Annotated in this window: 13 protein-coding genes, 1 tRNA gene and 1 pseudogene; 11 read left to right on the top strand and 4 right to left on the bottom strand. The window is 67.0% G+C overall.

The genetic code is table 11. The annotated features are described in order from the left end of the window. The first annotated feature begins 92 nt into the window (after positions 1-92). The 5 genes from topA to I004_RS0129910 all read left to right on the top strand — a co-directional run bounded on the left by topA (position 93) and on the right by I004_RS0129910 (position 9,490). The gene (gene topA / locus I004_RS0129930) at positions 93-3,002 is read left to right on the top strand and encodes a type I DNA topoisomerase (protein ID WP_028438482.1); all 2,910 of its coding nucleotides are present in this window, start codon (positions 93-95) and stop codon (positions 3,000-3,002) included. Between the two features lie 69 nt (positions 3,003-3,071). Then, the gene (tmk, locus tag I004_RS0129925; RefSeq protein ID WP_028438481.1) at positions 3,072-6,029 is read left to right on the top strand and encodes a dTMP kinase; all 2,958 of its coding nucleotides are present in this window, start codon (positions 3,072-3,074) and stop codon (positions 6,027-6,029) included. A gap of 181 nt (positions 6,030-6,210) precedes the next feature. After that, positions 6,211-7,428: a DNA polymerase III subunit delta' gene (locus I004_RS0129920; RefSeq protein WP_028438480.1), complete on the top strand. Its 1,218-nt coding sequence runs from the start codon at positions 6,211-6,213 to the stop codon at positions 7,426-7,428. A 245-nt stretch (positions 7,429-7,673) separates the two neighbouring features. Next, positions 7,674-9,275: an alpha/beta hydrolase gene (locus I004_RS0129915; protein WP_028438479.1), complete on the top strand. Its 1,602-nt coding sequence runs from the start codon at positions 7,674-7,676 to the stop codon at positions 9,273-9,275. A gap of 141 nt (positions 9,276-9,416) precedes the next feature. Beyond that, a tRNA-Thr gene (locus tag I004_RS0129910) sits at positions 9,417-9,490 on the top strand. Positions 9,491-9,534: 44 nt separating this feature from the next. On the opposite strand, the gene I004_RS0129905 is transcribed toward I004_RS0129910, so the two are convergent. From I004_RS0129905 to I004_RS38770, 4 genes and pseudogenes are all read right to left on the bottom strand, one after another. Next, positions 9,535-10,920, bottom strand: a complete 1,386-nt coding sequence (locus I004_RS0129905; RefSeq protein ID WP_028438478.1) for a tyrosine-type recombinase/integrase — start codon at positions 10,918-10,920, stop codon at positions 9,535-9,537. A gap of 64 nt (positions 10,921-10,984) precedes the next feature. Further along, complete coding sequence (locus I004_RS40645) at positions 10,985-11,185, bottom strand: excisionase family DNA-binding protein (RefSeq protein WP_028438477.1); 201 nt, start codon at positions 11,183-11,185, stop codon at positions 10,985-10,987. Then, the gene (locus I004_RS40640) at positions 11,182-11,358 is read right to left on the bottom strand and encodes a hypothetical protein (protein ID WP_486580669.1); all 177 of its coding nucleotides are present in this window, start codon (positions 11,356-11,358) and stop codon (positions 11,182-11,184) included. The genes I004_RS40645 and I004_RS40640 overlap by 4 nt, the downstream gene beginning before the upstream one ends. Positions 11,359-11,504: 146 nt before the next feature. Beyond that, positions 11,505-11,801: pseudogene (locus I004_RS38770) on the bottom strand (DUF3631 domain-containing protein); the annotation flags it as partial. 438 nt (positions 11,802-12,239) lie between these two features. Here I004_RS38770 and I004_RS39720 point away from each other — a divergent pair. The 6 genes from I004_RS39720 (at position 12,240) to I004_RS0129865 (ending at position 24,171) form a co-directional block, all read left to right on the top strand. After that, positions 12,240-12,884: a hypothetical protein gene (locus I004_RS39720; protein WP_158677150.1), complete on the top strand. Its 645-nt coding sequence runs from the start codon at positions 12,240-12,242 to the stop codon at positions 12,882-12,884. Between the two features lie 566 nt (positions 12,885-13,450). Next, on the top strand, positions 13,451-15,094 hold the full coding sequence (locus I004_RS0129885; protein ID WP_158677149.1) for a hypothetical protein: 1,644 nt from the start codon (positions 13,451-13,453) through the stop codon (positions 15,092-15,094). Between the two features lie 30 nt (positions 15,095-15,124). Continuing rightward, positions 15,125-17,170 carry a hypothetical protein gene (locus I004_RS0129880; protein WP_028438474.1) on the top strand — a complete coding sequence of 682 codons (2,046 nt, stop codon included), beginning with the start codon at positions 15,125-15,127 and terminating at the stop codon, positions 17,168-17,170. A 346-nt stretch (positions 17,171-17,516) separates the two neighbouring features. Next, entirely contained in the window at positions 17,517-20,486 is a 2,970-nt protein-coding gene (locus I004_RS38765) for a tetratricopeptide repeat protein (RefSeq protein WP_078511933.1), read from the top strand. Between the two features lie 130 nt (positions 20,487-20,616). Beyond that, positions 20,617-23,595, top strand: a complete 2,979-nt coding sequence (locus I004_RS38760; RefSeq protein WP_078511932.1) for a tetratricopeptide repeat protein — start codon at positions 20,617-20,619, stop codon at positions 23,593-23,595. 72 nt (positions 23,596-23,667) lie between these two features. Next, on the top strand, positions 23,668-24,171 hold the full coding sequence (locus I004_RS0129865) for a hypothetical protein (RefSeq protein WP_486580666.1): 504 nt from the start codon (positions 23,668-23,670) through the stop codon (positions 24,169-24,171). Positions 24,172-24,395 lie beyond the last annotated feature (224 nt).

Raw genomic sequence — 24,395 nt, 5'->3', positions numbered from 1 at the left:
GGAGTTTTCCCGTTTGACACAGAGCCGGGATGTACCGTCACACTCCGCAGCGACAGCGATGCCGTACGCCGACCGGAGAGAAGAGCGAGAAGTTGTCCCCCACCCGCGAGCCCGCAAACGGCGGGCGCCGACTCGTGATCGTCGAGTCGCCCGCCAAGGCCAAAACGATCAAGGGGTATCTCGGCCCTGGTTACGTGGTCGAGGCCAGCGTGGGGCACGTCCGCGACCTTCCCAACGGCGCCGCGGAGGTCCCGGCGAAGTACAAGGGCGAGTCCTGGGCGCGGCTCGGTGTGAACGTCAACCACGACTTCGAACCGCTCTACGTGGTGAACACGGACAAGAAGGAACAGGTCAAAAAGCTCAAGCAGCTTCTCGCCGAATCCGACGAACTCCTGCTCGCCACCGATGAGGACCGCGAGGGCGAGGCCATCGCATGGCACCTTCGCGAGGTCCTCAAGCCCAAGGTGCCGGTGCGGCGGATGGTCTTCCACGAGATCACCCAGGACGCCATCCAGGACGCGGTCCGCAATCCGCGCGATCTGAACCAGCGCCTGGTGGACGCGCAGGAGACGCGCCGCATCCTCGACCGTCTCTACGGCTACGAGGTCTCGCCCGTCCTGTGGAAGAAGGTCATGCCGCGGCTCTCGGCGGGCCGCGTGCAGTCGGTGGCGACCCGGCTGGTCGTCGAGCGTGAGCGCGAGCGCATGGCGTTCCGCTCCGCCGAGTACTGGGACCTGACCGCCACCTTCGCGACGGGGCAGGGCGAGGCCCGTCCCGGTGCCGGCGAGCCCGGCACGTTCGGCGCGAGACTCAACTCCGTCGACGGACGCCGCGTGGCCCAGGGCCGCGACTTCGGCGCCGACGGACAACTGAAGAACCCGGACCAGGTGCTTCACCTGGACGAGGCGAACGCCCGTGGGCTCGCCTCCGCCCTCGCGGAGACGCGCTTCTCGGTGCGCTCCGTCGAGTCCAAGCCGTACCGCCGCTCGCCGTACGCACCGTTCCGTACGACCACGCTTCAGCAGGAGGCCAGCCGCAAGCTCGGCTTCGGCGCGAAGCTGACGATGCAGGTGGCGCAGAAGCTGTACGAGAACGGCTTCATCACCTATATGCGTACGGACTCCACGACGCTCTCCGAGACCGCGGTGCGCGCGGCGCGTGCTCAGGTGACGCAGCTGTACGGCTCCGAGTACCTGCCGGAGAAGCCGCGCGTCTACACAGGCAAGGTCAAGAACGCGCAGGAGGCGCACGAGGCGATCCGCCCCTCCGGCGACCGCTTCCGCACCCCCGCCGAAACGGGCCTGACGGGCGAGCAGTTCAGGCTCTACGAGCTGATCTGGAAGCGCACCGTCGCCTCGCAGATGAAGGACGCCGTCGGCCAGTCGGTGACCGTGAGGGTCGGCGGACAGGCCGGTGACGGGCGGGACGCAGAGTTCACCGCGACCGGCAAGATCATCACGTTCCACGGCTTCCTCAAGGCGTACGTCGAGGGCTCCGACGACCCCAACGCCGAGCTGGACGACCGCGAACGCAGGCTGCCGCACGTCACCGAGGGCGACCCGCTCACCGCGGAGGAGCTGTCGGTCGACGGTCACGCGACCAAGCCGCCGGCGCGCTACACGGAGGCGACGCTCGTGAAGGAGCTGGAGGAGCGGGAGATCGGCCGCCCCTCCACGTACGCCTCGATCATCAGCACGATCCTCGACCGGCGCTACGTCTTCAAGAAGGGGACGGCCCTGGTGCCCTCCTTCCTGAGCTTCGCCGTGGTGGGGCTGCTGGAGAAGCACTTCGGCCGGCTCGTCGACTACGACTTCACGGCCAAGATGGAGGACGACCTGGACCGCATCGCCGCGGGCAGCGCCGCCTCCGTTCCGTGGCTGCGCCGCTTCTACTTCGGTGAGGACAGCGGCGCGGACGGTGCGCCGGGCTCCGCCGCCGACTCCGGCAACGGCGACGGCGACCACCTCGGCGGCCTGAAGGAACTCGTCTCCGACCTGGGCGCGATCGACGCCAAGGGCGTCTCGTCGTTCCCCGTCGGCGAGGGCATCACGCTGCGCGTGGGGCGCTACGGCCCGTACGTCGAGGGCCCGCCGCCCTCACCGGACGAGCCCGGCCAGCGCGCCGACGTCCCGGACGACCTGCCCCCGGACGAGCTGACGGTCGAGCTGGCCAAGGAACTGCTGGCCAAGCCCAGCGGCGACTTCGAACTGGGCACCGACCCGGGGACCGGCCGGCCGATCGTGGCCCGCGACGGGCGGTACGGCCCGTACGTGACGGAGGTGCTGCCCGAGGGCACGCCCAAGACCGGCAAGAACGCCGTCAAGCCGCGCACCGCGTCGCTGCTGAAGTCGATGTCGCTGGACACGATCACGCTCGACGACGCGCTCAAACTGCTGTCGCTGCCCCGTGTGGTGGGTGCCGACCCGGAGTCGGGCGAGGACATCACCGCGCAGAACGGCAGGTACGGCCCGTACATGAAGCGCGGCACCGACTCGCGCTCGCTGGAGACCGAGGAGCAGATCTTCACGATCACCCTCGACGAGGCCCTGGCGATCTACGCCCAGCCCAAGCAGCGCGGCCGCGCCGCCGCGAAGCCGCCGCTCAAGGAGCTGGGCACGGACCCGAACAGCGAGCGTCCCGTCGTCGTCAAGGACGGCCGCTTCGGCCCGTACGTGACGGACGGCGAGACGAACGCGACGCTGCGACGCGACGACGACCCGGAGACCATCACGCCGGAACGCGGGTTCGAACTGCTCGCGGACAAGCGCGCGAAGGGCCCGGCCAAGAAGGCCACGAAGAAGGCGACGAAGAAGAAGGCCACGGCCAAGAAGTCCGCCGAGAAGACGACGACGGCCAAGAGCACGGCTGCCAAGACGACCGCGAAGAAGACCGCGGCGAAGAAGACGGCAACCAAGAAGACAGCAACGAAGAAGGCGGCGTCGAAGACGGCCGCCTCCGGCCGGTCCGCCGACTCGGGCGGATCCGGCGCGTCCGAAGAGTAAGGCCCTGGTCCCGCCCGTTTGTTCGGGCTGGGACACATGGCTTCCACGGCTCCCTATACCCTGACCGCCATGACGCGAGCAGATCAGCCCATGGGCGTACCCCCCACCCCTGACGCCCCCGACGACGCACTCGCCGCGGAGTCCCGCGAGCGCGCCGTGGGCGCGCTGTTGCGATTCGGTCCTCTCAGGCGCCTGTGGAGCGCCCACTTGACCAGCGGGATCGGCGACGCACTCGCCCTCCTGGTGCTGGTGCTGCTCGCCCTGCAGGCGGCGACCGTACGGGCAGCGGGTGCCGAGGCGGTCTTCGGCGGCGGTTACCGGGGCCTGGCCCTCGTCATCACCGCCGTCTTCGGGGCCCGCCTGCTGGCCACGCTGCTCTTCGGGGCCGTGCTCCTCGGACCGGTGTCCGCGCTGCTGGCCCCCGGCAAGGGCGTGCTGGACCGGCGCTGGACCATGTTCACCGCCGACGCGCTGCGCGCCCTCGCGCTCATCGTCGCGCCCATGTGGATCGACTGGATGCCGGGCCAGGCCTTCGCGCTCGTCCTGATCACGGTGTTCGTGCTCGGTGTCGCCGAGCGCTTCTGGACCGTGGCCAAGGACAGCGCCGCCCCGGCCCTGCTGCCCGCGGCGCCACCCGAGGGCGCCGCCGTGCGGCCGCTCCCCGACCGCGGCGACGCGCTGCGGAGGCTGTGGCTGCGCAGCACCTTCATGGCGCTTCCCATAGCGGCCATCGGCCTCGTCGTCGTCACGCTCATCAGCAACGGGCTCGCCTCGCTCTTCGGCTGGTTCAACACCCACCAGGCCGCCCTCGGCTCCTACGTGGCGGCCGGGCTGTTCGCCGCCGCGCTCTCCGTCGTGTACTTCCTGGAGCTGCCCGACGGCGGGAACCCCCGCCCTCGCTCCCCGCTCGAGGGCCTCCGCCGCCCCAGGGGCGGCTCCGCCTCGGGTGACGGCAAGGGGCGCACGGGCGCCGTCCCGCTGCTGGTGCTCGCGGGTTCCGCGACGGCGTGGGCCATCGCGTCCGCCGTGGCGCTCGCCGCGCTCCACGCCGCCGACCTCGGCGGTGGCCCCATCAGCTTCGGGCTGCAGGTCTTCGCACTCGCCGGCGGTACGGCCGCCGGCATCCGGCTCGCACCCCGCACCCTTCCCCAGCTCTCCCGCAGGCGGCTGCTGGCCATCGCCATAGGTCTCGCCGGGCTCGCCCTGCTCGTCGCCGGTCTGGTGACGGACGCCACCACCGGCCTCGTGCTGATGGCCGTGGCGGGCCTGTCGTCGGGAGTGGCCGCGCAGGCGGGCCACGTCCTGCTCGACCAGGAGACCGAGGACGCACACCGTGCCCGCATGACGGAGCACCTCCAGGCCGTCGTCCGCATCGCCATCGGGCTCGGTGCCCTGGTCGCCCCCGTTGCGGCCGGGTTCATCGGCCCGCACCGCGTGGTCGCCGCCGACTTCGTCTTCGACCACGGCGGCGCGGCCTTCACCCTCATGCTGGTCGGCGCGCTGCTGCTGCCCGTCGCGGCGCTCGTGCTCGGACGTACCGACGACCGCCAGGGCGTCACACTGCGCCGCGACCTGCTCGACGCGCTCGGCGGCGGCCATCCCAAGGAGGCACCCGCCGGCAGCGGCTTCTTCATCGCCCTCGAGGGCGGGGACGGCTCCGGGAAGACCACGCAGGTCGAGACGCTGGCCGAGTGGATCAGGGCGAAGGGCCACGAGGTCGTCGTCACGAAGGAGCCGGGTGCGACGCCCGTCGGCAAGCGCCTGCGATCGATACTGCTCGACGTCTCCTCGGCCGGGCTCTCGCACCGCTCGGAGGCGCTGCTGTACGCGGCCGACCGCGCCGAGCACGTCGACACGGTCGTCCGTCCCGCGCTCGAACGCGGCGCCATCGTCATCTCCGACCGCTACATCGACTCCTCCGTCGCCTACCAGGGGGCGGGCCGCGACCTGTCGCCGACGGAGATCGCCCGCATCTCGCGCTGGGCCACGGCCGGGCTCGTGCCGCACCTGACGGTGCTGCTCGACATCACGCCTCAGGCCGCGCGCGAACGCTTCACCGAGGCGCCGGACCGGCTGGAGTCGGAACCGGCCGAGTTCCACGACAAGGTCCGCGCCGGCTTCCTCACGCTGGCCGCCGCGGACCCGGCCCGCTACCTCGTCGTCGACGGGGCACAGGAGCCCGAGGCGGTCACGACGGCCGTACGCCACCGCCTCGACCAGGTCCTGCCGCTCTCGGACGCCGAGATCCAGGCGCGGGAGGACGCCCGTAAGGCCGCCGAGGACGAGGCCCGCCGCAAGGCAGAGGAGGAGGCCGCGCGCAAGGCCGAGGAGGAGCGCCAGGAGCGCGCACGCCAGGAGCAGATGGACCGGCTGCGCGCCGAGGAGGAGGACCGCAAGAGGCGCTCCGCCGAGCTGGAGAGGCAGCAGGCGGAAGCCCGTCGCGCGGAGGAGGCCCGGCGGAGGGCCGAGGAGGCGCGTCGCATCGCCGAGGAGGAGCGGCAGCGCCGCGAGGCCGAGGAGCGCACCCGCGAGGAGGAGATCGCGCGTCAGCGCCGTCTCGCCGAGGAGGAGGCGCGGCTGCGCGCACAGGCCGAGGAGCGCCGCCAGGAGAAGCAGCGCCTCGCGGAGGAGGCGCTCCAGCGGGCAGAGCAGGCGCGCAACCGCAGGGGATCGAATCCGGACGGCTCCGACGGTGACACCGCCAGGCTGCCCCAGCCGGACGAGGAGCACGGCGACTCCGACGGAGAGCGCACGCACGTCATGCCTCAGACTCGCCAGGCCAACGGCTACCGGCAGGAAGCGCAGGACGACGAGACGGCGATGCTGCCGCGGGTGCCCGCAGAGGAGCGGGAGCGGACGCGCGAGGAGATCCCGCAGGTCGACCCGGAGACGGGCCGTGCCTCGCGTCCCCGCCCTGACTGGGCGGAGGAGACTCCGCTCGACGACGTGCCGTCCCTCGCGGACGAGTTGCTGGGTGGGGGCGAGGACGAGGACGACCGGGACCGCAGGCGGCGCCGCGGCAAGTGAACCGCCGCCCGGTCCGTGAGTCGGTGCGCGCTTCGGCGCGCAGGTCCTGACTGTCGGTGCCGTGGCCCACAATGGTCGGCGTATGCGGGACGCGTGACTCGACGAGTGACGTGTGCGTGCCTCGTGCGGCGAGAGCCGGTGCGGGCGCACGCGAGAGCGGTGAGAAAGGCGGCGGGCAGCAATGGCGGTGTGGGACGACGTCGTCGGCCAGGAGAAGGTGACGGACCAGCTGGGCGCCGCCGCCCGTGACGCCGACGTCTACGTCACCGCCGAGGCGGAGGGAAAGGGCAGCGCCGCCCTGTCCGGTTCCGCCATGACCCACGCATGGCTCTTCACCGGGCCCCCCGGATCCGGTCGCTCCACCGCGGCGCGGGCCTTCGCCGCCGCGCTCCAATGCGTAAGCCCCGACCGTGCGCTCGGCGGCGCACCCGGCTGCGGCTTCTGCGACGGCTGCCACACGGCGATGGTCGGCACACACGCCGACGTCGAGGTGATCCGCACCGACCTGCTCACCATCGGCGTCAAGGAGACCCGCGAACAGGTGCGCAGGGCGCAGATGTCACCCGCGGGGGGCCGCTGGCAGGTGATCGTCATGGAGGACGCCGACCGGCTCACCGAAGGCGCGGGCAATGTGCTCCTGAAGGCTGTCGAGGAACCCGCGCCCCGCACCGTATGGCTGCTCTGTGCACCCTCCACGGAGGACGTGCTGCCCACGATCCGCTCCCGCTGCCGCCATCTCGCCCTGCGCACACCGCCGGTGGACGCCGTCGCGGATCTGCTGATGCGGCGCGACGGTATCGAGCCGGACATGGCGGCGTACGCGGCGCGCGTCACCCAGGGCCACATCGGCCGGGCCCGCCGCCTCGCCACCGACGAACGCGCACGCAGGCGCAGAGCGGCCGTGCTGACCGTGCCGCAGCGGGTCGCGGACGTCGGCGGCGCGCTGCGTGCCGCGCAGGAACTGATCGACGCCGCGGCCGAGGACGCCAAGGAGGTCGCCGAGGAGCACGACGAGCGGGAGACCGAGGAGCTCCGGGCCGCGCTCGGCGCTTCCGAGGGCAAGGGCAGCCGACTCCCGCGTGGGACCGCCGGCGCGATGAAGGAACTCCAGGACAAGCAGAAGCGGCGCGCCACCCGCACCCAGCGCGATTCGCTCGACCTCGCGCTGAGCGACCTCACCGGCTTCTACCGCGACGTACTGGCACGGCAGTTGGGCTCCGGTGTGGCACTCGCCAACGAGGAGGCGGCGGACGTCGTGCAGCAACTCGCCGCATCGTCAGGCGCGGAGCAGACGCTGCGCCGCATCGAGGCCGTACTGGAGTGCCGCGACGCGCTCGACCGCAACGTCGCACCCCTGCTGGCGGTCGAGGCGATGGCGATGACGCTACGGGCCGGCTGACGGCGCGGCAGTGGTCTCCGGACGCCCTTTTCGGCACCGCCCGGGCGGCCCGACGGACCCCGCCCGTGGGCCGACTGCCGTGCCCCCTCACCCGTATGAGGAGCGGCACCTGGCGGGGGAACATCTGTGGTACTCGGTGCGGATACGCTCCCCCTGGGCCTTGCGGCCCGGGTGGTGCCCCCAACCTCAATTGCCGTGCCGCTCCCGCCGGCCCACCGGTCCGACGCGAACCCAGGGGATGGTCCATGCACACCAGCCGTCTGCCCAGCACCGCACTCGCCGTACTCGCGACCGCCGTACTGCTGACGATGTCCGGCTGTTCGTCCGGGTCCGGCGGATCGGGTGAACCCGAGGGAGCCCCCTCCTCCGCCAGCAGTGACCGCGCGGCCGGACGCAACGACGCCCAGCCCCTCAAGCCACTGCCCGCGGCGGTGCCCGGCAACCTGAAGCGGTACTACGAGCAGAAGCTCTCCTGGCGCGACTGCGGGGACGACGGCTTCCAGTGCGCCAACATGAAGGCCCCGCTCGACTACCAGCACCCGGACCCCGGCGAGGACGTGGAGCTCGCCGTCGCCCGAAAGAAGGCCTCCGGCAAGGGCAAGCCGATCGGCTCCCTGCTCGTCAACCCGGGCGGCCCCGGCGGCTCCGCGGTCGACTACGTGCAGCAGGCCGCGGCCGTCGGATATCCGCCGCCGGTGCGCCGCAGCTACGACCTCGTCGGCCTCGACCCGCGCGGAGTCGCCCGCAGCGAGCCCGTGCGGTGCCTGACCGACAAGCAGATGGACACCTTCACGCAGACCGACCAGACACCGGACGGCAAGGGGGAGACCGGGAAACTCGTCAGCGCCTACAAGAAGTTCGCCGCCGGCTGCGAGAAGCGTTCGGGCGAACTGCTCGGCCACCTGTCGACCATCGACGCGGCGCGCGACATGGACGTACTGCGCGCCCTGCTGGGCGACAAGAAGCTCAACTACGTCGGTGCCTCGTACGGCACCTACCTGGGAGCGTTCTACGCCGGGCTCTACCCGCAGCGCTCCGGCCGGCTCGTGCTCGACGGCGCCATGGACCCGTCGCTGAGCATGCTCAGGCTCAACCGCGACCAGACCGGCGGCTTCGAGACCGCGTTCAACGAGTTCGCGAAGGACTGCGTCGGCAGGTCCGACTGCCCGCTCGGCACGAAGGACACCAAGGACGCGGGCCGCAAGCTCAGCGCCTTCTTCAAGAAGACCGACGACCAGCCCGTGCGCACCGGGGAAGAGCGCCGGCTCACCGAGTCCCTGGCCACGACGGGCGTCATCCGCGCCATGTACGACGAGAGCACCTGGCCGCAGCTGCGCGCCGCTCTGAAGACGGCGATGGAGGGTGACGGCGCCGACCTGCGGGCCCTCGCCGACGAGTACTACGAGCGCGACCCCGACGGCCACTACGGCAACATCATGTACGCCAACGCGGCCGTGAACTGCCTCGACCTCCCGCCCGCCTTCTCCTCCCCGGCCGAGGTGAAGAAGATGCTGCCCTCGTTCGAGAAGACCTCGCCCGTCTTCGGACGTGGATTCGCGTGGGCGGCCCTCAACTGCGGCTACTGGTCCGAGAAGTCCACCGGCCGGCCCCACAACATCGACGCCAAGGGCGCCGACCCGATCCTGGTCATCGGCACGACCCGCGACCCGGCCACTCCCTACGCCTGGGCCCAGGGCCTCGCCGGCCAGCTCGACTCGGCCCGGCTCCTGACGTACAAGGGCGACGGGCACACCGCATATCTGCGCGGCGGGGCCTGCATCAATGACACGGTCGACAGGTACCTGCTCAAGGGCGAGGCGCCGAAGAAGAACAAGAAGTGCACGTAGGAGCCGTCCGCAGCGGCACTCGGAGCCCCCTCGGGGCGCCGCTACGGAGGCCGCGGGCCCGGCCGTTTACCCCGTACGGAGCACCCCCGCAGACTGTGTAGACTTGTTCGCGCTGCGCCTGCAGGACCGGCGCGGGCACCTGCCGCCTTAGCTCAGTTGGCCAGAGCGACGCACTCGTAATGCGTAGGTCGGGGGTTCGACTCCCCCAGGCGGCTCCGATGAACCCCAGCTCAGATAGGCTCTGAGCTGGGTTTTCTGTTCAGCGGATGCGACGGCGACGGCGCGCACGGGCCGTCCGGGTAGGCCCGGTCTCAGTTCTGGTCTCAGATGTGACCCGAGGAGCCGGAAAGAAGGCGTCTCCCATGCGCCGCATGGCCTCCTTGGAGAGCTCCGATCGTCCCTGCACGTACCGCCGTGTCTGGCTGATCTGGGTGTGCCGCAGAATCTCCATGATCGTCGGCATGTCCACGCCCAGCTCGTTCAGGATGGTGCCGGCGGTATGGCGGCTGCCGTCGTAGAGACGACGGTCGTCAATCCCCGCCTCAGCGAGCAGCTCCTTGAACTCCTCGTAGTCGGCGCGCGGATCGAGGGGGCGTCCGTCCGGTCGCGAGAACACAACATCGTGCTCCTGCCACAATTCGGCCGCCGCGATCCGCATCTCGTCTTGTTGTGCCTTGTGCTCGTGGAGGAACGGGACAAAGACGGGCGGGATCGGTACGGCGTTCTGGCTCTTCTTGGTCTTGGGGCGCGTGAAAACGAGACCACCCCCCATCCGCTGCGGGCAGGCGCTCGCGTGCTTCGTGCACGACTTCGGACACGGCTTTGGGCAACCACGCTTGTAGCCCTTGTGCGCAGTGCAGTTCGGCGGACACGACTCGAAGCGGTGGAGGCGGGCGCCGCAGACGTGCGGGTTGTCGCATCCGTGCTGCCATGTAAGGCGCTGTAGCTGCCACTTGGGGTGAAACAGCTCGGCTTCCAGGTCCACGTACGGCCAGCGCAAACCGAGCGTCTCGCCTTGCCGAAACCCCATGCCGACGCCGACGATCCACCGCATGAAGGTGGGTCGCTTGGCGGCTGCTTCGAGAAATGCTTTGGCCTCCTCTTTCGTGAAGGGGTTGGCCTCGTGCTCGTCGACGCTTGGCGGATCTACGAGAGTTGCCACGTTCTCGCCGATCAGCCGCCGTCGCCTGGCAATTTTCAGCGCGCGCGACAAGATGCGGTGCACCTTCACGACGTGCGAGGGAGCGCGCCCGGCAGCAAGCATTGCGCGGTACATCCGCTCTAGATGCTCCGGCGCCAGCTTGTCCAGCCGGTGTTTCCCAACGCCCGGGATGATGTCGTTGCGCGTCTTGGACCAGTAGTCGTCCAAGCTGCGAGGCTTGAGCGTCAGGCTCGCGATATCGGTCAGATACGTGGTCATCCACTGTTCCACGGTCGGCTTGCGCCCTGCTTTCGGGGCTCGCCCTTTGTCTCGCTGGTTCTCCAATTCTCGGACCTTGCGGAGTACCCCGGTCTCGGTCTTGGCGCGGCGGTGTCGGCGGTCGGGGCTGCCATCGTCCTTGACGCCCATCGTGACGCGGCCGTGCCACCATCCGTCACTGCCCAGGTAGATGGAGGACTCCATGTTCGGCTTGCGAGGACTCAAGTTCCCTCCAACGAAGAAGCGGGCCGGAGGATCTCCGGCCCGCTTCGGTTTCGTGACGTGTGGGTCAGCTCGCCTGCGATGTCAGGCTGGAGACGTACTGTTCAAGGTCATCGCGGCGGATGCGCCGCAGGCGGCCGAGCTTGATGTACTCCAAGGCGCCTGAGGCCATCAGCTCGTAGATGGTGGATCGCCCGATGGAGAGAGCCTTGGCGGCTTCTTCCGGGGTGTAGAGAAGCCGAGTGATGGGCGTGGGTGTCGTGCTCACTGGTCCTCCTGTCGCTGGGTGCTCGGGGAAGCGGCGGTGAGGTAGAGGCGTATGAGGCGGCTCGGGGGGCGGTTGGGGTAGGGGCGGCTGGTCTCGTGTACGTCGAGGGCTGCTGCGATGGCGTCGGCGGCGCGGCGGCATTCGTCTTCCGTGCCTTGGAGCCTGATGCGCATGTGTGGTGTCCCCTTCTGGGAAGTCCGCAACGTCCGCCACGCCGCAACATTGCTGGTTAGCGGCTTGGTTTTGTGGCGGATGGCTGCCTTGTGGCGGATAGGTGCCGCCACGCGCATGCATGGCGGCACCGTTGGATCTGTGTTGGTCAGGTCACGGCCCTGAGTGCGCGCGTGGCGGTTTCCGGGGGCGTGTGGCGGATGTCGGGAAGGGGATCCGCCACAGATTCACCGCCGTTGACCTGCGGTGTGGCGGATGTTGCGGCTGTTGCGGACTCTCCGGGGGGTGGGGGGCAGTACCGCTCCCATGCGTCCTGGAGATCTTCGGCGTAGTAGCCCTTGGGCGTGCCGGAAGCGGTACGGATACCGCGGGGTTTGATCGGCTTGTTCGCCGCTGTGACGTACTGCCCGAGCAGCCTCGCCAGAGTGCGGGAGGTGATCGGCTTGCTTGGGGGCTTCGGACACGGTAACTACGAAGCAGCGCTGTGGGCAGCGGCCTCTAGGGGCAGTATGCGAACGACGCCCAGCATGCACCCGGACAGTCTGGCGGGTGCACCGGTCGCCTCTTGGCCTCGTGCATCGGCTCGACAGGTCAGCGTTCTCTTCATCGGTCAACCGGGGGCTCATGGGTAGGACCGAGATGCCACTGGCCGCCCGTGGGTGCACCCCCTCCTCGGGCATCTGCTCCTCACCGGCGATAAGGCTTGATCGGAAGGGGTATGTCCGGTGCTGTCTCGGGGTATTCTCCGCGCACGATCCATTTGGTCACCAAAGGTTTCTGCTTTGGGAAATGCCTGGGGGCGCGTGTGAGTAGTGGGTTGGTGAGCCGTCACCGTCTCGGCGGTGGGAGCACTTCGCAATCAGCATCGCGTCTGCTGACAATCATGGATGCGTTGGGGACGCCGACGGATGGCGACGGTGTCGTCTCGGAGGCCGTCACGGTAGTGCGCTCCCTAACTCGCCTTGTGAAGATCGATTTCTGGTTGCGTAACCCCGACTACCTGGCCCATGAGCTGTTGACTGAAATAGAACATGGACGTCAGCCGCCGGAGGAAACCCTCGTCTTGGTCGCGAGTATGATCGGCGGAACTGCTCCATCACTGCACCGCTATCCAATGGCCAAGTATCTCTACGGGGCATACGAGCGCCCCGACAATGCATTGGCACTACTAGTTTCCAGGAAGCACATCAGGATGATGCGGGTCAACGAAAGCAGCGCCAATGCCCGGAGGGACTACTACCTCTTACCCCAGGGTCAAGCTGCTGCGACGGCCATGCGGCAAGAGGTTCGGCAGATGCAGTGGTATGTGCGTCAGGCACAGGCAATTGGGTTGATACCGGAAGCCGTCAGTGGCGGGCTCATGCGCCGACGACAGTACGAGCACCCAGGGTATGAAGCTGCGGTCAACGGCCGCCTGATCCCTGAGATCACCGAGGAAGTGACCAAGCGGGCGGAAGCCACGGCGGCCAGGTATGGCCTTCCTTGGCCTCCGATGTCGCCACAGAACACCGCAGATGGGGGGGCGTAGACATGACAGAGCAATGGGAGAGTGGCGTAGGTGCCGAGCCCATCGTGGGAGCGGACGAATGGATCGCAGAGATCGCCCGCCGCTCTAAGTGTGGGGAGGACGAAGTCCGCCAAGTATTGGCTGCTGAGTCGATTCGGCCTCCGGCGGGATGGACCACTGGTCGGCACTCCCTGGAGGTCCGAGGCGTGCACTTCGCGGGGATCAAACAACTGAGGGATGCACCGCCCGCCCCATTCTCCTTTGCCGAGTCGATCGGCCCAGGTGTCACTGGGTTCGGCACGCATGATGTGAATGACGCAGGAAAGTCGAGTCTGCTGCACATCATCCTATGGGCAATTCGAGGCCGAACCGAAATCCAAGATGATGTCAAGAAATGGCTGCGCTTAGTAGTTGTGGAGCTCGCTGTCGATGGAGAGCGCATGGCATCCGTCTTCTCGGTCCACAATAGGCGCCCCCGAGGCACGGTGTGGCTGCTTACCCGAGACGCGGAGCTGCCGTGGGAGGAATTGAGGCAGACCAGCGACAGAATCGTGCGGTCAGCCTTCGGGGCAAGCGGGGACGCCACGGTGGCTACACCGGAGTTGATCGAAGAAATCAACGCAACTCTCCGCCCACATGTGCAGCATGAACTCGCAGCCTTCTCTTCTGGCGGCGATATGGAGCGGATGATGGACGGGATCATGACGTCCCGCCTGGGTTTCGAGAGTATTCCGAGCTGGGTCACCCGACGCGAGAGCGACCGTATCGACGACTCCGACGGGACTATGGGCAGGCAGGGGTGGCCGACATGGAGTGGTGCCCTGCTAATCAGTGATCCGAGCATCAAGGTCGTGCTAGGTGAGGAGACGTTCGCAGCGTCGCGCCTGCTGCAGGTCTATCTCGGAAGTCCCTGGGCTCCAGTCGCCGCAACCGCGCAAGCTCATGCAAAGCAGTTGGAGAACCGCGTCTCGGTGCTGACCCGGCAGACCGAACAGATGCGCACCGCGCACAGCGGCAGCCTGGAGAGGCTTCACCAGGAGATCGAGGAGGTCGACGCCGCTCTGGCCGCAGTTCCGGCCGCTCTCGATCCCATCCAGCTCGGCAAGCTTGCATCTGACCTGCAGCATGCCTCGGCAAGGTACGCACAGGCCAACGCCGTGTGGCTGCAGCGTAGCGAAGCCTATGGGGCTACCTCCCGATTGTTGGAGTCCGCCGAAGCTGATGAGACCGCGCTCATAGAGGCAGTCCACACCCGGCGTTTTTGGCACGCGCTCAAGCCCACATGCTGCCCGCGGTGCGAAACAGACGTCACCCCTGATCGGTGGGCTGCCGAGAAAGCGGGGCATTGTTCACTGTGTGACAGCGATCTAGACCTGGAGCCGGACAAGGAACCGATCGGCGTGCCGGCTGCTCACGAGAGCCCGCAACAGCTCCTCGCCGCTGGTGAGTCGGGCAACTGGGAATCACTCGACGACCTCACCCAAACCCGCTTGACCATCCTGCAACTGAAGGACGCTCTCGCGCGGGAAGAAGTTGAGCTAGACCAAACCAAGGAGCAGCGGGACGCAGCCGCGGCCGCTCTAGAGGCGGCTCGTACGGAACTGGAGCACATCGACACGTCCGCGACTGAACGCCGCGCGGCACTCCAGCTGCGGCGCGCTGCGCTCAACGGACAGCTCAGCGAGCGCCGGGGCGCCAAGATCGCGCTGTTCAGTGAGCAGATCGATGCTTTGCGCGGGCGCTTGAAGGTTGTCACTGCTGCTGAGACTGTGTCAGCGAGCAGGCGTGGCGCTGACCAAAGCGAGCTACTGGCGAGGGTCAACGAGCAGCTGACCCGAATAGGCCAGCATCTGGGGGTAGCGCAGCTGACTCGTGCGGAGCTTGATGGTGGTTGCCGGATGGCTGTCACCAAGGGCGGTACGACTGTGCGGTTCGGCAAGGTCAACGTAGGGGAACGGCTGCGCTTGAAGATCGCAGTGGTGGCCGCGTTGCTCCGGGTCGGTCAGGAGGCTGGCGTCACCAGGCATCCCGGGCTGCTCATTCTGGATTCAGTTGGGCGCGAGGAGACCAATCCGGCGGACGTTGCCCGCATGCTCGAAGAGCTCATTCAGCTTGCTGATGAAATCCCCGGCCTGCAGGTCATCGTTACCAGTGCACACGGCGGCTATCTAACCGACGCGTTGGGCGCTGACCGAACCTATCTGGCGCAGCCGGGGCATACGCTCTGGTGAAGTCTGCCGTCGACAAGATCAGGGGGGAAAGTGAGCCACGTACTGGCGCATTTAGAGGCCCTGCGCGAGGTTGACTCCGACCTCACCCTGGACGCCTTGGGAGGTATGGAGGCGATCCTGGCCGACCGTGAAGAGCTCGTAGCTTCACACGAGATGCCGTTGCTCGTCCGAGTGCTGTTGCAGGAGTGGCCACAGCTTTCGGCCCCGGAGCAGGTTGCAGGTTTGATCGTTGAGAGCATCCCGCTTCAGCACGCGTTCGCGCTGGAGGACATTCTCGATGACGCTCTTTCCTGTCCCGAGGCTCTCCCCTTGCTGGCTGTCCCGCTCAGCCAGGCCCTGACGCGGCGAGCTGGCGGGTGCAACGCCGAAGCTGGCATTGCCTTGGAGGCCCTGACGCGCCTGGCCCTGGGAGGCTGGATCCGCTCACTTCGGGTGCGCAGCCAACTGGTTGAGCAAGCGGTCGACTTGGCCGAGGGCGCCGTGAGCACTGGCGCAGACCCTGTATTGATCCAGCGTGTTGTCCGCGCGCTTGGCGCTGTAGCCGAGATCTGGGACGACGCCGAAGTGCCCTCTGTGCTTGAGAGTCTGTTGACGCTCGAGGTTCACGAGGACGACATCGCGTTCGAACTAGCCATGCTGCACATACGGACTGGGCTTGCCGAGGACACCATGGACGGCGCTGTCCCACCGCTGCGGCGGGCGAGGGAGTTGCTGAGTCGGTGCGGTCGCTATGAGCATCGGTTAGACGCGCATATCTTCCGCACCGCGTTGGATGCCCTACTGTCTTTCATCGCTGGCAACACGATCTCCGGCCCGGCGGTGGACGAGCTTCACGCGATGGTCGTGGAATACAGGCTATTGGGAATGCGTGAGCGGCCTACTTGGCGTCAGCCAAGGGCGGACGCCACAGCTGCCTGGGTGCAACTCACGGACCGCCTCTACGCTCTTCGTGCCCTCCAGGAGCCGTGGTGGGATCCTCCGGCGCTCATCTCTGCCATCGCTCGGGCCTATAGCGCTCACCGCACCATCCACTTGCTGGTGCCGCCTGACGTTCCCTACGCCGAAGATCCGCCTGAGCCTGGCGGCGCCACAGCGCTACCGCACTTGCTGCAGCCCCGCCTTCTAGGTTCCCTCAGTGCGCAGGGGGACAGCTCTGCCTTCCTTGAGCGCTGGCTGTCCATCCATTGCGAGGACCCGAACACTAGTGAAGACACCCGCGACGCCGTTCGTGAGCTGCAGGGACTGCTGCATGCAGGAGGCGGGCCCGAGGGCCCAAAAGCCCTTGAAGTCGAGCTCGGTGCCGTCACCTCTGCCCTAGCACTACCAGCGCAGGTCCGAGACCGCCTGACAGTGCTACTGCGAAGCGAGCCGGACCTTGCCGATGATCTCAACAAGTCCAGTCTGGCCGTTCTGGCCGGGCGGGAGTCTGAGGTGAGCGAGTACGCCAACAGCACATTGCAGAAGCTGCGGGAGGACATCGACCGGATCACGGGCCTCAGCGGTGAAGCAGCGTTGCGTGTGGATGAGCTCCTACTCTTTCTCGTGCGCTACACCCGCTGGTCCATAGAAGCGGAGACCGGTGGTGCGCTGGGAGAGCCCTTCCTCCGTCCCTTCACGAAGGCAGAAGAAGCGCCAGAGGAAGTCGACATGGCCAAGGACCTCGCGAAACGCCTGTACACGTCGCTCAGTACCAGCCCACGCTGGGAAGTGAAGAACCTCGGCGCCGGCCGCACGGACATTGTGCTGTTCTACGGTGCCTTCCATCTGGTCATTGAGTGCAAGAGGGAACTGAAGAACGCATCCATGGAGTATCTCTCTGCCCGCTACAGTGTCCAACCGGCCGAATACGGTGCCACTGACATCCCGGTCGGGTTCCTTGTCGTCCTCGAACTCACCCCCAAAGCCCGCAAGGCACTGCTTCACCAATGTCTCAAGGTGACAGAAGTACCTTCGGCCGAACCCGGCGGCCGTCCCCATGCTGTAACTACGGTTCGTATCCAGGGAAACACCAGGTCACCCTCGTACTCCTCAACTCCCGCCGCCTACCGACAGCGCAACCGCGCCGCTCAGCCGTGAGAGCGGATGGGGCGCGTACCCGTCCGCCAAGGTGATCAACACGCACACACGGAGCAAGCGCGCGCTGGGGAGGCGGGTTGCTCGACCTCGGGAGTGCCGCAGTCTCAATTCTGGTCTCAATTGGTGCATGTCCCCGCAGCGTCCAGGTTGGTCCACGCTCGTCTGAGACGGAGGGTGACCTGACACGTCTCGCCGATCTCGGATACGGGTGCACACCGCCGGAAGGTAGTCAGACATCTCGTAATGCTTGGGCTTGCGCTTCGCTTTCGCTAGTGGAGTGTGAGGCGTCTGGCTGGCTAGTCTGAGTTGCCGTCAGGGATGCAGGAAGGACTTCGGGGGGGCGCTCGTGGGTGGGCAGGGATCGGGTCGTGAGCCGGCGGCGGTGTTCTTCAGTTACGCGCGTGCGGATCGGGAGCGCACGCTGCCTCTGGTGGCAGCGTTGCGTGCGGCGGGTGTGTCGGTGTTCGTTGACGAGCACGGGATTGATGAGTTCGAGGGCATCACGCAGGAGATCCGGCAGGCGCTCGCCGGGGCGCGGTTGTTCCTGGCGTACTACTCGATGACGTACCCGTTGCGGCCGGCGTGTCAGTGGGAGTTACTGACTGCATTCCGTGCCGCGGCTGCACTTGGCCGGCCGAGTGAGCGCATCCTCGTCGTGAACCCTGAGGAGTCGCATGCCCACATCCAGCCGGTGGAGTTGGCTGATCCCCGCTACCTCGACCCCGCCGATGGAGACGGGGCACGCCGGTTGGTGGACCTTGTCCGCGGGAGGCTGGTGCACTCAAGAACCCCATTCGGAGACGCCATTGAGAGTGTTCGGCCGGTATGGCGGCCGGTCGAGCACACTGGCTCGGAGCGCTTCGTCGGGCGGGTGGCGGAGTTCTGGAAGCTACACACCGCGCTACACGCCCATGAATACCCCGCCACGCAAGATGAGGCCGCTATCGGGCAGGTGTCCGTTGTGGGGCTCGGTGGCGTTGGTAAGACACTGCTGGTGGAGCAGTATGCCCGCCGTTTCGCCGCTTTCTACCCGGGTGGCGTCTATTGGTTCACGGCCGCAGCTAGTCACGTCCCGGAGACGACCATCGACGCCTCCAGCAGCCGCGGTGAGATGGCGGTCGATGTTGATGCTTTACAGACGGGGGTGCGGGCTGAGCACCATCGGCAGATTGCTAGGGCGCTCGCTCTCGACCCCACTCGGCACTCTGCGGACGCGATCCGCGAAGCCGCGCGGCGGCACATCGAACAGGCAGGGGGGCCCTGCCTCTGGATCATCGATGATCTTCCCGGGTACCTCACTCCCGCTGTGTTGCGTGAGCTGACTGCCCCTCACCCGCGTGCTCACACACTGGTGACCACGAGGTGGCGTGGTTATCAGCTGCCCACCATTGACGTCGACACTCTCCCTGCTGAAGAGGCGCAGCGCCTGCTCACTAGCGCCTGCAGGCCTGACGGAGCAACCGAGGAAGAGGCGGCTCGCACACTGGCCGCCCGACTTGGCCATCATGCTCTGGCCATCGATCTGGCCCGTGGCTGCATAGAGGATCAACCGGACCTCTCATACACCGATCTGATGGCGGAACTCGATGACACGCAACACGGCGACGCCTTCCAAGCCCTGGTCGACGACCTTCACCTTCAGGTTCCCACCGACCATACGGCCGACATCGCAGCTACTTTCATGCGAAGCGTGCGCCACCTCGACGAGGAGGCTCTCGCCCTCCTGCGCGCAGCCGCTCAGCTAGCCGTAGCCCCTATCCCCAGCCGACTTCTCGTCGCAATCACCGCTGCCCTCACCGGAAGCGACGCACGTGCATCTGCGCGTACCAGCCGCCGTGCCCTCAGCACCGCCCAACGTCGGTCCATCATCCGCAAAGCCGGTGGTCGGGCCAGCGGTTGGTTTCTCCACGCTCTTGTGAGCCGCAGCCTGACCCTGCAACCGGGCGCTTGCAGTGAGCTGCGCGCCGCTCGCGAGGCCGCTGTTGCAGGTACGGCCCAGCTGATGGAGGCCGTGCATGAGCGGTCTGGCTGGCTCGACGTGGCGGACCTTACCCCCCATGCCCGCACTCTTACTGAGACACTTGACAGCCTCGACTCCCTTGCATTGCTGGGGCATTTGGCCCGTTTCGACGGCGAAATCTGTCAGCCGGCCAGCGCGGCAGCCGCTTACGAGCGCCTGGTGCAGGCAGGTGAAGCCTGGCAAGGTCGGAACCACCTTGACACTTTCACTTCCCGCAACAACCTTGCTGCGGCTTATGTCTCGTCGGGGGATGCAGGGCAGGCGGTTTCGCTGTACGAGCAGATGTTGGCCGAGTGTGAGCACGTGCTGGGTCCGAACCATCAGGTCACGCTCACCTGCCGTAACAACCTTGCGGGCGCCTACGAGTCGGCAGGGGATATGGAGCGAGCCATCTCGCTGTGGAAGGCGTCGCTGGCTGATCGTGAGCGGCTGCAGGGTTTGGACCATCCGGATACGCTCGTCGCCCGCAACAACCTCGCCTACGCCTATTTGTCAGCGGGGAATCTATCGCTGGCAACTCCTCTGTTGGAGGTGACGTTGGCCGATAGTGAGCGGCTGAAGGGTTCGGACCATCCGCACACGCTCACCTGCCGGAGCAACCTTGCTAGCGCCTACGAGTCGGCGGGGGAGCTGGACCAGGCGATATCGCTGTACGAGGTGATCTTTTCCGACAGTGAGCGCGTCTTGGGTCCCGACCATCCGCAGACGCTCACTGCCCGCAACAACTTCGCCCACGTCTGCGCATTGGCGGGGCTGGTGAGGCAGGCGATTGCCCTGTGGGAGGTGACGCTGGCCGATGGTGAGCGGGTGCTGGGTTCGGACCATCCACTCACGCTCCTCTACAGGAACAACCTCGCAGGCATGTACGAGATGGCAGGGGATGTGGGACGGGCGGCTCCGCTGTACGAGGTGGCGTTGGCGGGTCGTGAGCGGGTGCTGGGTTCGGACCATCCGCAAACCCTGACGTCCCGCCACGGCCTTGGGAGCGCCAGCCTGTTGGGGGGAGATGTGGAGCGAGCCACATCGCTGTGGGAGGCGACGCGTGCCGATCGTGAGCGGGTGCTGGGCCCGGACCATCCGGACACGCTGTCGACGTGCGACCGCCTTGGCTACGCCTACTTGTTGAGGGGGAGGGGGAGGCAGGCGATTTCGCTGTGGGAGGCGACCTTGGCCGATCGTGAGCGGGTGCTGGGCCCGGACCATCCCGACACGCTGTCGACGCGCGACGCTCTCGCTGTCGCCAGCAAGATAGTGAAGGACGGGCCGAAGAGCTCCGGTGACCGGCCTACTCTGTAGAGCGAGAAGGGGTGTGCGGGCACGTGCCTGCCCCCAGGTGCTCGTGACACGAGTGGAGTGTGACACGCCTCGCTGGCTAGCCTGAGTTGTCGTCAGGGGTATTGCGCGCGAGGGGCTTCGGGGGGCGCTCGTGGATCGCGTTGGGCAGGTTTCATCGGTTCGTGAGCCGGCTGCGGTGTTCTTCAGCTATGCGCGCGCGGATCGGGAGCGCGCGCTGCCTCTTGTGGCAGCCTTGCGTGGGGCTGGTGTGCCGGTGTTCGTGGACGAGCACCAGATCGATGAGTTCGAGGGCATCACGAAGGGAATTCGGCAGGCTCTCGCCGGGGCGCGGTTGTTCTTGGCCTACTACTCAGCGAGGTATCCGTTGCGGCCTGCGTGTCAGTGGGAGTTGCTGACTGCGTTCCGTGCTGCGACGGCGCTCGGTCGGCCGAGTGAGCGGATCCTCGTTGTGAACCCTGAAGACTCCCCTGCACACATTCAGCCAGTGGAGTTGGCTGATCCTCGTTACGTTAATCCGGGAGACAGCGAAGGGCTGAGCCGACTGGTGCACCGTGTCCGCGAGCGGCTGATGGACTCAGGTGACCCGTTCGGAGATGCCGTTCACGGCGTTCGGCCGGTGTGGCGGCCCGTGGAGCACACCGGTTCGGAGCGTTTCGTCGGACGGGTGGCGGAGTTCTGGGAGCTACACACCGCGCTACACGCCCACGAATACCCGGCTACCCAAGACGAGGCCGGTGCCGGGCTAACGAGCATCGTTGGGCTAGGCGGCGTGGGCAAGACGCTGCTGGCTGAGCACTACGCTCGCCGTTTCGCCTCGTTCTACCCGGGTGGCGTCTATTGGTTCACGGCGGCCGCTAGCCACGTCCCCGAGACAACCACCGAGGCACCCAGCCGTCACGGCAGCACGGTGGTCGACATCGAAGCTCTGCATACCGAGGTGCGTGCCCAGCATTACCAGCAGGTCGCTGCGGCGCTCGGTCTCGACCCCACACAGATAGTCCCGGAAGAGATCCGCGAAGCTGCGCGGCGACACATCGAGCAGATCGGGTTGCCCTGCTTGTGGATCGTTGATGATCTTCCTGGATATCTCACTCCCGCTGTTCTGCGTGAGCTGTCGGTCCCGCACCCGCTCGGCCACACAGTGCTGACCACCCGCTGGCGCGGCTATCAGGTACCCACCATCGACGTGGACACTTTGGCCATGGATGAGGCGCACCGTCTACTCACCAGTGCGCGCCAGCCTGAGGGGGCGGTGGAGAAGAAGGCAGCGCAGACACTGGTGGCCCGACTGGGCCACCATGCGCTGGCGATTGATCTGGCTCGCGGCTGTCTAGAGGACCAACCCGACCTCACCTACACCGACCTGATTGCCGAGCTCGACGACACCCAGCGCGGCGATGCCTTCCAGGCTCTCATCGACGACCTCTTCCTTCAGGTCCCCACGGACCACACCGCCGACATCGCCGCTACTTTCACCCGAAGCCTGCGCCACCTCGACAAGGATGCTCTCACCCTCCTGCGCGCCGCCGCTCAGCTTGCCGCAGCCCCAATCCCCACACGCCTTCTCACTGCGATCACCGCAACCCTCACCGGCAGCGGCCATCTCGCTGCCCGGCGCAGCAACCGCCGCGCTCTCAGTGCGGCCCAACGCCGTTCCCTCATCCGCAAGGGCGGAGGTGACGCCGGCGAGTGGTTCCTTCATGCCTTGGTAAGCCGCAGCTTGACCCTGCACCCCGAAGCTCTGGGCGATGTGCCCGCCATTCGGGAGGCGGCCGTTGCGGCCACCGACCAGCTGATGCAGGACGTGCATGGGTCTCCTAGCCGACTTGACCTCGCCGACCTCATCCCACACGCGCGAACCCTCACAGAGACCCTTGACACTTCCGCTTCTCTCAAACTGCTCGACTGCTTGGGCCGTTTCGACCTTGAAACGGGCCAACCCGCCAGTGCTGCATCCGCGTACGAACGCCTGGCGCAAGCCTGCGAAGCCCGGCTAGGCCCGGATCATCCGGGCACGCTGAAGTCCCGCGGCAACCTTGCCACCGCATACGAAGAGGCGGGAGATGTGGAGCAGGCGATCCCCCTGCACGAGGAGGTTCTGGCGGACTCTGAGCGGGTGCTGGGCCCAGACCATCCGGACACGCTCACCTCCCGCAACTTCCTTGCTGTCGCCTATAGCGCGGCGGGAAACGTGGAGCGGGCGATCGCCCTGTTGGAGAGGGTTGTGGAGGTTGGTCAGCGCGTGCTGGGTTCGGATCATTCGATCATGCGGGCCTCCCGCAATAACCTCGCCGCCGCTTACCGAGAGGCGGGGGATGTGAGGAGGGCGATCGCCCTGTACGAGGAGGTTCTGGCGGATAGTGAGCGGGTGCTGGGCTCAGACCATCCCAACACGCTGAAGTCCCGAAACAACCTTGCCGTCGCTTATGGAGAGGCGGGGGATGTGAGGAGGGCGATCGCCCTGTACGAGGAGGTTCTGGCGGATAGTGAGCGGGTGCTGGGCCTGGATCATCCCGGCACCCTGGCCTCCCGCCACAACCTCGCCGCTGCCCATTACATGGCGGAGGATGTGGGACGGGCGATCCCCCTATGCGAGGAGGTTCTGGCGGTTGCTGAGAGGGTGCTGAGTTCGGACCACCCCAACACACTGACAGCTCGCAGCAACCTCGCCGCGGCTTATGGAAAGGCGGGCGATGCGAGGAGGGCGATCCCCCTGTACGAGCAGATTCTGGCGGACCGTGAGCGCGTGTTTGGCCCAGATCATCCGGACACGCTCACCTCCCGCAGTAACCTTGCCGTCGCTTATGGAGAGGCGGGGGATGTGGAGCAGGCGATCGCCGTCTTGAAGGAAGTCCTGGCGGATAGTGAGCGGGTGCTGGGCCAGGATCATCCCGGCACCCTGGCCTCCCGCAACAACCTCGCCGTGGGCTATTACAAGGTGGGGGATGTGGAGCGGGCGATCCCCCTGTTGGAGGAGGTGCTGGCGGACTGTGAGCGGGTGTTGGGCCAGGATCATCCCGACACGCTTGCCTCCCGCAGCGTCCTTGCTGACGCCCATGACTTGGCCGGGGATGTGCGGAGGAGTTCTGGTGACGAACCTACTCGGTAGCGTAACCAGGGTTTTCGAGTCTCTCGAATTGGTGTGGAGGTGGGGACAGTGCGGGTACCGAAGAGCGTGGAAGTGAAGTTGAATCTGCGGCTTCTGGAGATCTCGGGTACATGGGAGCCCAACGACGTCGAGCGACGGGCAGCGTGGGAACTGTACGTGGAGTTGGTCACCCGAGTCTCGGTCGTGCCTCTGCGTGCTGATGAGGGATTGCTCCGCGAGGCGCTGAGCAGTCTCTATTCGCTGTTCGCCACCACACGCGAGGTGCTGCGCAAGTACGGCCCAGAGGTGGCCGAGCCCAAGAGGGACGGTCAGTACAACTTCGGGTATCTGGCCGTTGCCATGCTCAACTATGGAATCCGCCCCGTGCTGGCAAACTGGCACCCTGCCCTGGAGGACTGGGAGATCCAGCGCCCAACTGATCGCTCACGCCGCGAGCACGAGCAGTCGTGGCCCCTGGTCGATGAACTGCGTACCGGGCTGCGCGATACCCGATCTGCCCTGACTGCCTACGCTGATCTCCTCGCCAGTGCTTGTGGAGTCCCCAACCTGTTGGAAGCGGTCCCGAGCGACGGCTGACCCGGCCTCGGGTCTCAGTTCTGGTCTCGATAGACCTTCGTTCCGTGTGTGTACAGACGCGTTTGTCGATGTCCGCAATGACCGCTGGCCTGCGGACCATCCCTATATCAGGATCACCCTGGACAGTGTTGGAACAAGATCGGACACCTCGTAATGCGTAGGTCGGGGGTTCGACTCCCCCAGGCGGCTCGCAGGTCAGAGGCCCCTTCCGGCGACGGGAGGGG

It is taken from the genome of Streptomyces sp. TAA486 (assembly GCF_000426165.1).
The sequence above is the reverse complement of the archived record's forward strand: the minus strand, read 5'-3'. Positions and strand labels throughout refer to the sequence as shown.